The following is a 13,045-nucleotide window of genomic DNA, read 5'->3' on the forward strand; positions in this document are numbered from 1 at the left end:
GCCCGTGCGGCCCGGAGCTTCCCGGCGCCCTGGCTGCGTACGGAGCGCCGGGCGGTCACACCCCGGCTCAGGGCGCGGCTTTGGCTGCTGCGTCGATGGCCGCCAGCGAGCGCCGCACCTGATTGCGGTCGGTGGTGTACCAGAAGTCGGGCAGCGACGCGCGGAGGTAGCTTCCGTAACGGGCGTTGGCGAGCCGCGGATCGAGCACGGCCACGACCCCCTTGTCGCCCGTGGCACGGACGAGCCGGCCGGCGCCCTGCGCCATCAGCAACGCTGCGTGCGTGGCCGCGACCGCCATGAAGCCGTTGCCACCGGCTTCCTCGACGGCCTTCTGGCGTGCGCTCATCAGCGGGTCGTCCGGCCGGGGGAACGGAATCCTGTCCATCACCACCAGCTGGCAGCTCGCCCCGGGGACGTCGACCCCCTGCCAAAGGGACAAGGTGCCGAAGAGACAGGTCTCGGGGTCGGCGGCGAAGTTCTTGATCAGCTCTCCGAGCGTCTCCTCCCCTTGCAGCAGGATCGGCCTGTCCTGCCGGCCCCGCAGCTCCTCCGCCGCGGCCTGGGCCGCCCGCATGGACGAGAACAGTCCGAGGGTCCTGCCCCCGGCGGCGTCGACCAGTTCGGCCAGCTCGTCCAGCATGTCGGTGCGGGAACCCTCCCGGCCCGGTGTGGCCAGATGCCGGGCGACGTACAGGATGCCCTGCTTCGGGTAGTCGAACGGTGAGCCGACGTCCAGGCCCTTCCACTGCGGGACGTCGTCCCCCGCCGTACCTTCGGGCGCGAGCCCGAGCGAGGCACCCACCCCGTTGAAGTCCCCGCCCAGTTTGAGCGTCGCCGAGGTGAGGACCACCGAACGGTCGGCGAAGAGCTTCTCGCGCAGCAGCCCGGACACGGAGAGCGGGGCGACCCGCACGGAGGCTCCGAAGCGGTCGTGGCGTTCGTACCAGACGACGTCGTACTCGGAGCCCTGGGTGATGCGTTCCGCGACGCTGTGGACGGACTCCACGGACGCCATGGCCTGCTTACGCACGGCGTCCTCGTCCTGGACGGACTTGTCCCGGGTGGACCCGAGGGCCGAGATCACCGTGCGCGCGGCGTCACGCAGCGCCGCCAAGGCGTAACCGAGGTCTTCCGGCACCTCCTCGAGGCGGCCGGGGAGTGCCAGCTCCATGACCCGCTCGAATCCCTCCGACGCCGTCTGGAGGGCGTCGGCCGCCTTCTCGTTGACCAGCTTGGCCGCGCGGCGCACCGCCCGGTTCACCTGGCCCGGTGTGAGCTCGCCGGTCGCGACCCCGGTGACCCGTGACACCAGCTCGTGGGCCTCGTCCACGATCAGCACCTCGTGCGGCGGGAGCACCGGGGCACCCTCGATCGCGTCGATGGCGAGCAGGGCGTGGTTGGTGACGACGACATCGGCGAGCTTGGCCCGCTCACGGGCCATCTCCGCGAAGCACTCGGCGCCGTACGCACACCTGGTCGCGCCCAGGCACTCGCGCGAGGAGACCGAGATCTGCGCCCAGGCGCGGTCGGACACACCCGGAGTGAGGTCGTCCCGGTCTCCGGTCTCCGTGTCGTCCGACCAGTCGCGCATGCGCAGCAGGTCCTGACCGAGCTTGCTCGACGGGGCCGCCGCCTCGAACTGGTCGAAGAGCCCTTCCTCCTCGTCCTGGGGCACCCCCTCATGGAGGCGGTGCAGGCACAGGTAGTTCGAGCGGCCCTTGAGCATCGCGAACTGCGGACGGCGGCGCAGCAGGGGATGCAGTGCGTCGACCGTACGCGGAAGGTCGCGCTCCACCAGCTGGCGCTGGAGGGCGAGGGTCGCCGTGGCCACCACGACGCGCTCCCCGTGCGCCAGGGCGGGCACCAGGTAGCCGAGGGACTTGCCCGTGCCGGTACCGGCCTGGACGAGGAGGTGGGCGTTGTCCTCGACGGCCTCGGCGACGGCCTCGGCCATGGTGACCTGGCCGGGCCGTTCCGTACCGCCGACGGCGGTGACGGCGGCATGGAGGAGCTCGGGGAGAGATGGCTTCGTCATAGCCCGTCCAGCCTACGGCGCACGACGGACATCGACGGTCACTCCCGGGCTCACGCCGAGGGGTGCAGGGGGTTGGGCACCGCGCCGTGGACGGCGGCGTGCGGGCGTTGCGGCCTGTCACGGTAGCCGTCCAGGTGCAGGCGGTTGCGGTTGAGGCAGAGGCGCTCGATCGTCGGCGTCAGCATGTCGAAGATCTCGAACCGCTCCTTGAGCTCCGGGAAGCGGGCGTGGTAGCGCAGGACCTCGGCGCGGACGAGGAACCAGAATTCGCTCTCCGGCACGTCCAGCTGTTCCTCGCAGAGCGGGGAGAGGAAGCGGAAGACGCCGACGAAGAGCCCCGAGTGGATGAACTGGGTGAGGAAGGCGGGATCTTCCGTGAGCAGGACACCGCGGACGTCGTCCGGCATCGTGTCGTGCTCGGGCAGTGGCCGGGCGCTGATGTTCACGTCGTCGACGAAGTCCTTGATCGCGAGACGCTGTGGGACGTCCTGCTCGTCGAAGACCACGATGGCGTTCTCGCCGTGGGGGGAGAACACGGTGCCGTAGCGGTACAGGAAGTGCAGGAGCGGGGGCAGCAGGGCGGCGAAGAGCCGGCTCAGCCAGGCTGCCGGGGTGAGTCCCGACCGTGTGACCAGCTCGGCCGTGAAGGCGCGGCCGTCGGGGTCCGTGTGCAGCAGGGAGGCGAGGGTGCGGGCCCGCTCCCCGGAGCCGAGCCTCGGCGGCAGCGGCTCGCGCCAGATGGCGCCGAGGATCTCCTTGAACTGGTACGGCACCTCGGGGAGGTGGTCGTAGAGCGGATGTTCGACCGCTACCGAGGCGACCTCGCCCAGGAGGATCACCCCGCTGTCGCGCAGGAAGGGGTCCCCCTCACACAGTCCCTGGACCCATGCGGTGACGGCCGGGGCGGCGAGCGTGCGTTCGGTCGGCAGACCGCGCCAGACGAGCGTGTTGAGGATCGACAGGGGCAGCTTGACCGTGTGCCGGTCGGGCCGTCCGAGGTTGGTGAACGTCCGGATCGACTGCTGCGGAAGCCGGAGGTCGTCGTCCGTGTGCAGGGGCACTATCCGGCCGTCGGCGATGGAGGGGGCGAAGAGGGGCACGACCCACTCGTCCCACTGCCAGGGGTGGACCGGCAGGAAGAGGTAGTCGCCGGGGTCGAGGCCGCGGTCGCGCAGGACGGCGGTGAACGAGGCGCGGACCGACGCGTCCAGTTCCTGGTCGTACAACTGCCCGGGGGTGGCGAGCCGGGCCACCCCCCGGTAGCCGGCTATGCGGGTGCTGACGGCGATCCACGGCAGTGTGGTGGCGGAGCGCGCTTCGGGGGTGAAGCGTGCGGCGTCCGCGGCCGAGAAGCCGAGGCGGCCCTTGTTCGCCACCAGCCAGGGGTGTCCGGTCTGGTGGCCTTCGAGTTCGGCGTAGGAGAGGTCGGCGAGCTGCGCCGCACGGAGCGCGGTGCGGTCGAGGCGGGCGTCGGCCGTCAGGGTGGCGGTGAGCTCGCGTACGAGGTGGCCGAGGGTGGCCCCGTCGAGACCGAGGAGACGGCGGGCGCGGACGAGGAAGCTCAACGGGTCGCGGAAGGGAGTCCCCCCGGAGGTCCCGTCCTCGACCGCCGCGCCCTCGCGGATCGAATCCGGGTCGACGCGCCAGCTCGCGTAGACGCCGCGGCACGCGCGGAAGCTCAGGATCCGGCCGTCGTCGAGCCGCAGGGTGTAGCCGTGCGTGTCCCCGGCGGGGCCCTCCTCCCGCCGGGCGGGTTCGATGACTTCCTCGTAGGCGAACTCACCGAGCATCTTCGCGAGCAGTCGCACCGCCGCTCGGTCCCAGGCCTCCCGGTTCAGTTCCTCGGTGGCGAGCGGCGTGCGAAGCGGCGCCGAGTCGTGGCTCGCGGGATGTGTCGGCACGGGGACTCCTCGGGGTGGAACCGATGGGGTTCGAGCGTGTGGGTGATGCGGCGAGTTGTTCACAGCTGCGCACGGTGGGCCCGGTCGCGGACCATCAAAGCAGCTCGTTTGCCGGGCAGTTCCACTTCCGCAGAGAAGCGGAAACCGGCGCTCAGGAAGGCCGAGACGGACGGGGTGTTGCGCAGGTCCGGCTCCGCGACGACACGCGCGCACCGCGGACGGTGGTCGAGCACGAGATCGGAGACCGCCCTCAGCAGTGAGGAGCCGATGCCCCGGCCCCGGTTGCCCACGCCGCCGATCAGGAGGTGGACCCCGGTGTCATGGGGCCGGGCCGGGTAGTGGCGGGCCAGCGGGTCCAGGTCCGCCCGGTAGATCTCCCAGTAGCTCATGGGCCTGCCGTCGAGCACACCGAGGCAGGGGACGCTGCGGCCGTCGCCTTCGAGCTGCGGCCGGAGGTGGCCGGCGGTGACCGGCTCCGGCCCGGCGAGTTCCCAGAAGGCGGCGACCGCCGGGTCGTTCATCCAGCGGCTGATCACGGCGAGGTCGCGTGCGAGTTCGACGCGAACCAGCCGGAACGCACCGGCCGGGGTGGGGACCGGGCCCCACGTGGCCGGATCGCCGACGGGTCCGGAAGTGTCTGCCCGGGCGTCGCCCCGCCGCCGGACGGCGGGCGGTGGGGTGGCGCCCGGCGAGGCCCCACCGTCCGGCGATGCCTCGACCGGTGGCCCGTCGTCACCGAGCAGGGTGAGCAGCTCCTCGGTGAGCCGCAGCTCCACCGTGTCCTCGCCACTCGTGACGCGCGGTGGGGGCGCACCGGGCCCGGTGTGCGCATCGGCGTGGTGCACCGTGACGCTCTCCTCTGCTCCGTTCGGGCGGGCTGGTCTCTCGGGTCGTTCCTCAGCTGCGCAGGGGGTTGGCGATGGTGACGTAGACGGACTGGGTGTCGACCGGGCCGACGAGTTCGTCGAGACCGTGCAGCCGGGTCATCAGGTTGGCCTTGCAGCGCAGTTGCGCCGTCTCCAGCAGGTAGCCGGGCAGCGGGGAGCCCAGCGTGCGCGCGCCCTCGAGGAACCGGCGGAACGCGGCGAGGAGCAGTCGTTCGTCGGCCAGCCGCTGGGCACCGAAGGCGCCGATGAGCCCGAAGACGTTGTTGATGCCGAGGTAGTAGGCCAGCCTCTCGTCGGTGACCGCGTCGGTGACGAAGGTGTCGCTGACGCCGCCGATGCCGGGGAGCCTGTGTTCGAGGGCGGAACGGTGGGACTCGCGGAAGTAGTACCCCTGGTTGTCGCGGTACCGGCCGCCGACGGGCCAGCCGTCCGCGTCGAGGAGGACCAAAGTGTTCTGCTGATGCGCCTCCAGGGCCACGCCCGCGTGGGCGTCGAGCCACAGGACGGGGAGCACCACGCGGTCCAGATAGCGGAGGAACCACTCGGCGCAGACCGCTCCGGTCGTCCTGCCCGTGCGGTCGGCCAGGCGGGAGACGGTCTCCGCGAGCCGCGAGTACATACCGGCCCGGCCCGGCCAGGGACGCGGGGCGGTGAGTCCGGCGATGCACACCGCGTCGTCGGACGGGCCGAACGGGTTGTGGCGGAGCATGACGTCCAGGCCGGGGACGGGCACGCCGTCCGGGGCGTCCACGGCCATCCAGGCGGGGTCACGGACGATGTCGAAGCCCGGGTGGACCGCCTGCCATGCGGCGGCCAGCCCCGTGCTCAGCAACCGGTGGACCTCGGCGCCGCGGTGGAGTTCCTTGCGGAGGTTCTCCCGGCGGGAGTTGGTGATGCGTACGCCCAAGGAGAGCTTCAGCATGATGCCGGCGCCGGGACGGTGCACGGTGCGGACGGAGGACGTGGGGTGCCAGCGTTCCCCGTGCCGGCCGAGGTCGTGGAGGAGGCCCTTCTCGAGCAGGGTGGCGACTTCGGGGCGGCGCTCGAGCTCAGCGGCCTGCCAGGGGTGGAGCGGAAGGGCCGCGGTGCTCTCGGGGAGACGCAGCCCGTCGGCGTGCGGCCCGAGGAGTTCCTCGGCGGAGACCGGTCGGCCCGCCCGGGTCCAGGACGACTCGGTGGCCAGCACGGACCGGTCCACGGCCATCCAGTGCAGCGGGAAGGAGCCGCGCAACTCGGGTGAGTAGAGCGGCGTCTCCGTCTCGGAGAGGCCTTCACGGCTCTTCGGCGTCGGGTGCAGGGGGTGCCCCAGGAGGAGTGACTGTTCGGCGGTGAGGAAGAGATCCGCCTCCGGGTACGGGGCGGGGGCGCGGCGGCGGTCGGCGAGGAAGGCGGCGGTGTGCCGCACCGAGTCCGCCACTCTGGCCACCAGGTCCACGCCGGCGTCCCGGTCGCTCTCACGCCCGAGGAGGGCGGCCACGGTCACGGCGTCCACCCCCCGGGCGCCCGCGGGCGCGTTCTCCAGTGCGGGTGTACCGAAGCGGTGCCAGCCCGTCGCGGACCAGTGGCCGATCGGGACGAGCAGAGCGCTACCGCTCGCCGGGAGCGGGATGCGCAGAATGTCCCCCTGCGGCCGGGGCAGGTCGTTCTCCCTGACCCAGCAGCGCAGCAGGTTCTCGGTGCCCGCCGAGTCGGCGGCCCGGAGCGGGTCCGGGTGGTCCAGGGGGTCGGGGTCGAGGAGCGGGTCCGGGTGACCGAGGGTGTCGGGGTGCCCGGTCGCGTGCGCGTGGTCGGGCCGGTCGATCGGCAGCCCGCACGTGGCGACGCCCGTCCCGGCGTACAGGGTCCCCCGATGGCCGGCCTTCTGGCGCGGCACGGTCGTCGACTCGACGGCGAGGGCGCCGTCCGGCAGGTCCTGACCTCGCTGCTCGCTGGTGGGAGGGCCGTCGGCCTCGGGCGCAGGGGTGGGGTTCACGGCGGTCTTCCTTGTGAGGTGTCCGGGATCAGCGGGTCGGCCCGGGAGGGACCCGACGGTACGGAGAGCGTTCCGCGGCTCTCAGCGCATCGGCGAGACGGTCGACGACCGCCGTCGCCTGTTCGTCGGTGAGCGTGAGTGGAGGGAGCAGTCGGACGACGGCACTGTGGCGTCCGCCGATTTCGACGATGAGGCCGCGGTGCAGGCATTCCTGCTGCACCGCTGCGGCCAGGGCGGGGTCGGGCGGCGGCGCGGAGCCGCTCCCGGCGGTGCCGGTGAGTGGTGCGGCCTCCGGGTCGACGAGCTCGATCCCCATCATCAGGCCGCGGCCCCGGACGTCACCGATGCCCGGGTGGTCCGCGCTCAGCGCCTGGAGACGGGCGAGCATGCGCGCACCCAGCGTCGCGGCACGCTCCGCGAGCCGGTTCTCCCGTACGTAGGCGAGGGTGGCGCAACCGGCCGCCATGGCGAGTTGGTTGCCACGGAAGGTTCCGGCGTGGGCGCCCGGCGGCCAGATGTCGAGTTCGGGGCGGTAGACGATCACCGCCAGGGGGAGCGAGCCGCCGATGGCTTTGGAGAGCACCATCACGTCGGGCACGACACCGCTGTGCTCGACCGCCCAGAAGGTGCCGGTCCTGCCCACCCCGGTCTGCACCTCGTCCGCGATCAGCGGGATGGACCGGTCCCGGGTGATCTCACGCATCCGGCGCAGCCAGCCGTCGGGGGCGGGATTCACCCCTCCTTCCCCCTGGACGGGTTCCACGATCATTCCGGCCGGAGCGGGCACACCGCCCTTGGGGTCGTCCAGCAGATGTTCCGTCCAGCGCGCGCCGATGTCGGCGCCCGCCTCCCCTCCGGTCCCGAAGGGGCAGCGGTAGTCCTGCGGGAAGGGGAGCCTGGTCACCCGGACGTCCGGGGCACCGCCCGACGCGGCCAGCGCCCCGGCGGTCATGCCGTGGTACGCACCGGTGAAGGCGAGCAGTCCGCTGCGGCCGGTCGCCGCGCGGACCAGCTTGAACGCGGCCTCGACGGCGTCGGTTCCGGCCGGTCCGCAGAACTGGATGCGGGCGTCGTCGGCGAGTTGGCCGGGCAAGGTGGCGAACAGCTCGGTGGTGAAGGCGTCCTTGACAGGAGTGGCCAGGTCGAGGACGTGCAGCGGCGCACCGGAGTCGATGACCTTCCTGATGGCCTCGAGCACCACGGGGTGGTTGTGACCGAGTGCCAGAGTGCCCGCCCCGGAGAGGCAGTCGAGATAGCGCCGCCCGTCCGCGCCCTCGATGGTCATTCCCCTCGCCCGTACCGGCACGATCGGCAGGGACCGCGCATAGGTGCGGGCCGCCGATTCACGCAGTGCCTGACGCCGCAGAATGCCCTCGTAGGCGGCAGGGTGTGGCGCCGGAGCTGGTTCGGTCACGGCCACGGCTGTCGGTCCTCCTGCGGTAACAGTGGCGTTGTACGTCGGTACGGTGCCCCGGTGGCGGACCGCGCGGCTGAACGCTGTCCGGGTGTTCCCCGTACGTACCAACGACGCCGGGCGCGAGGGAGCACGGGTAGGCCGGAAGATCCTTGCGGGGAGGGAACCATGGCCCTGCCGCACACCGTCCCCCACGGCACCGGCATAGTGGGGGCCGCACCCTGGCCCGGCCGCCGCTGCCGCGGCCCGCGTGTGCGCGCCGCGGTGCCGCACCCGGCGGCAGTCCGCAGTGCAGCAGAGAAGTCAGTGACGAAGTCCCAGGGGGATTCACCAGATGCGACCCATACGCCCGATCGACACCGCACGCCGCGGGAGGAGCACCCGCCGCACCTCCCCCGTCTTCGCGGCAGCCGCCCTCGCCGCCGTCCTCACGCTCACCGTCACCGCCTGCGGTCCCGACGAGGACGCGGCGAGCAAGCCGAGCGCCTCCGGCGGCCAGGCGTCCGACGGCAAGGTCACCATCCCGGACGATCTGAAGGACCGGCTCAGGGAACACGGGATCGACCTCGACAAGTGGCGGGACGGCGAGTGGAAGAACTGGAACAAGGACACGTGGCTGCGTGAGGCCAGGGACTACGTCAACCCGATCATCGAGGACCTGTGGGACCCGGACCGGATGCGGGACGCGGACAAGCCTCCGGAGAACCCTGTCGACAACGACATCTCGGGCGACGAGGGCGTGACGGACCCGGCCCCCGCCCCCGTCGAGGCCGCCAGCCTGCGGACGCCGTACCACGAGAACGCCGCGGAGTCCGGCAAGCTCTTCTTCGACGGGCCCGAGGGATCCATGGTCTGCTCGGCGACCGTGGTGAAGGACCCGGCCCACCCCGGCAAGTCCAACATGGTGTGGACGGCGGGCCATTGTGTGCACGCGGGTAAGAAGGGCGGCTGGTACCGCAACATCGCCTTCGTCCCGTCGTACAACGACAGCGGCCTGTCGGTGGCCGAGCTCGAGACCGCGCCCAAGGAGAAGATCGCTCCCTACGGTGTGTGGTGGGGCCAGTGGGCGCAGACCTCCGAGCAGTGGATCGCCCAGGGCGCGGCGACGGGGGGTCAGGGCGCCCCGTACGACTTCGCGGTGCTGCAGGTGACACCGGAGAAGGGTTCGACGGGCAAGTCCCTGGAGGAGACGGTCGGTTCGGCGCTGCCCGTCGACTTCGACGCCCCGGCCGTCCCGGAGATCGACGGCATGACGGCGACCGGCTACCCGGCGGCTCCGCCGTACGACGGCCAGAAGGCCCTGCAGTGCACGGACGAGCCGGGCCGTCTCTCGGTCTTCCAGGACCAGCCGACGATGTACCGCATCGGGTGCACGATGACCGGTGGCTCCTCCGGCGGTGGCTGGGTCGCGGCGGGCCGGGACGGTGAGCCGGCCCTGGTCTCGAACACCTCCATCGGCCCGGTGACCGCCGGCTGGCTGGCCGGCCCTCGCCTCGGCAAGGAGGCCCAGGGCATCTACGAAGCCGTCAGCAAGAAGTACGCGGGCCGGTAGGACGACGCACGGACGGCCCGGCCCCTCGTCGAGGGGCCGGGCCGTCCGTGCGTGGTGCGCCGCCGCCCGCTCCGGGGAACGGGCGGCCGTGCGTCAGTGGGTCACAGGGACGAACGTCGCGAGTTCCGCTCCGAGCTCCTCGTGCACCCGCGCCTTGATCAGGGTGCCCTCCGGGATGTGCTCCTCGGAGATGACCTCGCCCTCGGCGTGCACGCGGGAGACGAGTCCCCCCTGGATGTAGGGCACGAGCGCCTCGATCTCGACGGACGGCCGCGGAAGCTCGGCGTCGATGAGCGCGAGCAGTTCGTCGATGCCCGCACCCGTGCGCGCCGACACCGCGATCGCGTACCGCTCGGCGCGCAGCAGGCGCTGCAGGACGAGCGGGTCCGCCGCGTCCGCCTTGTTGACCACGACGATCTCGCGCACGTCGACCGCGCCGACTTCCCGGATCACCTCTCGCACGGCGGCGAGCTGCTCCTCGGGGGCCGGGTGCGAGCCGTCCACCACATGGAGGATCAGGTCGGACTCGCCGACCTCCTCCATGGTGGAGCGGAACGCCTCGACCAGGTGGTGCGGAAGGTGCCGCACGAACCCGACGGTGTCGGCCAGGGTGTAGAGCCTGCCGCTCGGCGTCTCGGCCCGGCGCACGGTCGGGTCGAGGGTGGCGAACAGCGCGTTCTCCACCAGGACGCCCGCACCGGTGAGCCGGTTGAGCAGCGACGACTTTCCGGCGTTGGTGTATCCGGCGATGGCGACCGAGGGCACCTTGTTGCGCTTGCGCTCCTGGCGCTTGATCTCGCGGCCCGTCTTCATCTCCGCGATCTCCCGGCGCATCTTCGCCATCTTCTCGCGGATCCGCCGCCGGTCCGTCTCGATCTTGGTCTCACCGGGTCCACGCGTGGCCATGCCGCCACCGCCGCTGGACCCGCCGCCACCCATCTGCCGGGAGAGCGACTGACCCCAGCCGCGCAGGCGCGGCAGCATGTACTGCATCTGGGCCAGCGACACCTGGGCCTTGCCTTCGCGGGACTTGGCGTGCTGGGCGAAGATGTCGAGGATCAGGGCGGTCCTGTCGACCACCTTGACCTTGACGACGTCCTCCAGGTGGATCAGCTGTCCGGGGCTGAGCTCACCGTCGCAGACGACGGTGTCGGCGCCGGTCTCCAGGACGATGTCCCGCAGCTCCAGCGCCTTGCCCGAACCGATGTACGTGGCCGGGTCCGGCTTGTCGCGCCGCTGGAACACGGCGTCGAGCACCTGGGCCCCCGCCGTCTCGGCCAGCGCGGCCAGCTCCGCGAGGGAGATCTCCGCGTCGTGCACCGTCCCCGACGTCCAGACACCGACCAGCACCACACGCTCCAGGCGCAGCTGTCGGTACTCGACCTCGGTGACGTCCTCGAGCTCCGTGGAGAGTCCGACGACGCGGCGCAGCGCCGCACGGTCGGAGCGGTCGAGCTGGTCGCCGTCACGCTCTCCGTCGATCTCGTGGCTCCAGGCGACGTCCTCTTCCATCAGGGCGTCGGCCCGAAGGCTCTCGGTGAGGCTCTCGGAGGCGGTTTCCGGGGCGCTCCGCGCGTTGCGCGCGTCCTGGGGAAGGGAAGAAGAGGAGGTCATTGGATCCTTACGTAGATAGAAGTCCTGTACGCCAGTCACAACGCGTCACCCCGCCGGAAGATTCCCCCGGGAGGGGCCCACCGGCCGGCCGCCGTGCCGACGCGTCGATAGTGGCATGTCCCCGCTGGGCGCGTCACGCGGGTTTCGGGGCGCGTGCGGGCCCCTGCGAGCCCGGGGCGGCGCTCCGCGGTCCGGCGCTCCGCCACTCCGGGTGCCCCGGCATCGGCGGCGTCTTCCTCCCGTACAGCCAGCCGTCGAAGAAGGCGGTCAGGTCCCGTCCCGAGATGCGGGAGGCCAGCGCGGTGAACTGAGCGGTGGTCGCCGACCCGTTCCGGTGCGAGCGCACCCACGTGCGTTCCAGGCGGTCGAACGCCTGCTCGCCGATCTCCTGGCGCAGGGCGTACAGGACGAGGGCACTGCCGTCGTACACGACCGGCCTGAAGAGGCTGATCTTGTGGCCGGGGGTCGGGGCGTCGGGCCGCGCGGGCGGGCCGCCGTCCGCCCGCCAGGCGTCGGATCGGGTGTAGGCCTCGCGCATGCGCCGTTCCATCGGTTTCTGTGCGTGCTCCTGCGCGTAGCGGGCCTCGTACCAGGTGGCATGTCCCTCGTTGAGCCAGAGGTCGGACCAGGTCCGCGGCGAGACGCTGTTGCCGAACCACTGGTGGGCGAGCTCGTGCACCATGATCGATTCGACGTACCAGGCGGGATAGCCGGCCTCGGTGAACAGGGAGCGTTCGAAGAGCGAGAGGGTCTGGGTCTCCAGCTCGAAGCCGGTCTCCGTGTCCGCGACCAGCAGTCCGTACGTCTCGAACGGGTACGGGCCGACCTGCTTCTCCATCCAGGCCAGCTGTCCCGGGGTCCTGCGCAGCCAGGGCTCCAGCTTCTCCCGGTCGGCCTCGGGCACCACGTCACGCACCGGCAGTCCGCGCGGCCCCGTCCGCCGCAGGACGGCGGAGCGGCCGATGGACACCTGGGCCAGCTCCGTGGCCATCGGGTGCGCCGTGCGGTAGGTCCATGTGGTCGTGCCCGCGTGGCGGCGCGTCCCGGCGGGCAGCCCGCCCGCCACGACGGTGAACTTCTCCGGCGCGGTGACGTGGAAGGTGAAGTAGGCCTTGTCGGACGGGTGGTCGTTGGCGGGGAAGACCCGGTGTGCGGCGTCGGCCTGGTTGGCCATGGCCAGACCGTCCGCGGTCGGGACCCAGCCACCGCTGCCGGTGTCTCCGGAGGGGTCGCTCGTGTGCCGGACGGTGATCCGCACCGGCATTCCGGCGGGGAGCCGGGCGGGTGTCCGGACGATCAGGTCCTCGCCCTCGGTGGAGAACCGGGAACTCAGCCCGTCGACCTCAACGGACCGGACGGTCCCCCGGGCGAAGTCGAGGTTGATGTGTTCCAGCGGTGCGGTGGTCCGTGCGTCGATCCTGGTCACGGCGTCCAGGGGTTCGGTGTTGCTGCCGTGGTACGTGAGCGAGATGTCGTACGACAGGACGTCGTACCCGGGGTTGCCGAGGTGGGGGAAGAGACGGTCGCCGATGCCGAGCGGCCCGGGTGCGGGCAGGGTGGCGGCGACGAGGGTGGCCGACGCGGTGGCCAGCAGAGCGGCGCGCAGGCGACGGGAGGTGAGCGGCATGGACTACGGCTACCAGCGGAAACCCGCCACGCGGGGGTGGCGC

At 71.9% G+C, this 13,045-nt stretch carries 8 protein-coding genes; 1 reads left to right on the forward strand and 7 read right to left on the reverse strand.

The features are described 5' to 3' along the window. Positions 1-67 precede the first annotated feature (67 nt). Genes QFZ58_RS10000 through QFZ58_RS10020 form a run of 5 tightly spaced genes read right to left on the reverse strand, consistent with a single transcriptional unit; the run spans position 68 to position 8,215 of the window. Complete coding sequence (locus QFZ58_RS10000; RefSeq protein ID WP_307124576.1) at positions 68-2,035, reverse strand: ATP-dependent DNA helicase; 1,968 nt, start codon at positions 2,033-2,035, stop codon at positions 68-70. Between the two features lie 50 nt (positions 2,036-2,085). Then, the gene (locus QFZ58_RS10005; RefSeq protein ID WP_307124577.1) at positions 2,086-3,936 is read right to left on the reverse strand and encodes an IucA/IucC family siderophore biosynthesis protein; all 1,851 of its coding nucleotides are present in this window, start codon (positions 3,934-3,936) and stop codon (positions 2,086-2,088) included. Between the two features lie 59 nt (positions 3,937-3,995). Next, positions 3,996-4,781: a GNAT family N-acetyltransferase gene (locus QFZ58_RS10010; protein WP_307124578.1), complete on the reverse strand. Its 786-nt coding sequence runs from the start codon at positions 4,779-4,781 to the stop codon at positions 3,996-3,998. Between the two features lie 52 nt (positions 4,782-4,833). Further along, complete coding sequence (locus QFZ58_RS10015) at positions 4,834-6,795, reverse strand: IucA/IucC family siderophore biosynthesis protein (protein WP_307124579.1); 1,962 nt, start codon at positions 6,793-6,795, stop codon at positions 4,834-4,836. A 28-nt stretch (positions 6,796-6,823) separates the two neighbouring features. Further along, complete coding sequence (locus QFZ58_RS10020; RefSeq protein WP_307124580.1) at positions 6,824-8,215, reverse strand: diaminobutyrate--2-oxoglutarate transaminase family protein; 1,392 nt, start codon at positions 8,213-8,215, stop codon at positions 6,824-6,826. 328 nt (positions 8,216-8,543) lie between these two features. Between QFZ58_RS10020 and QFZ58_RS10025 the strand changes: the two genes are divergently transcribed. Further along, positions 8,544-9,761, forward strand: coding sequence for a serine protease (locus tag QFZ58_RS10025; protein ID WP_307124581.1), 1,218 nt, complete (start codon positions 8,544-8,546; stop codon positions 9,759-9,761). A 93-nt stretch (positions 9,762-9,854) separates the two neighbouring features. Here the strand turns inward: QFZ58_RS10025 and hflX are convergent, their stop codons facing one another. Both hflX and QFZ58_RS10035 read right to left on the reverse strand, forming a co-directional pair. After that, positions 9,855-11,375: a GTPase HflX gene (hflX, locus tag QFZ58_RS10030; protein ID WP_307124583.1), complete on the reverse strand. Its 1,521-nt coding sequence runs from the start codon at positions 11,373-11,375 to the stop codon at positions 9,855-9,857. A gap of 133 nt (positions 11,376-11,508) precedes the next feature. Next, entirely contained in the window at positions 11,509-13,002 is a 1,494-nt protein-coding gene (locus tag QFZ58_RS10035) for a M1 family metallopeptidase (RefSeq protein WP_307124584.1), read from the reverse strand. Positions 13,003-13,045 lie beyond the last annotated feature (43 nt).

Origin of the sequence: Streptomyces sp. B1I3, assembly GCF_030816615.1 — a bacterium.
Classification (GTDB): Bacteria; Actinomycetota; Actinomycetes; order Streptomycetales; family Streptomycetaceae; genus Streptomyces.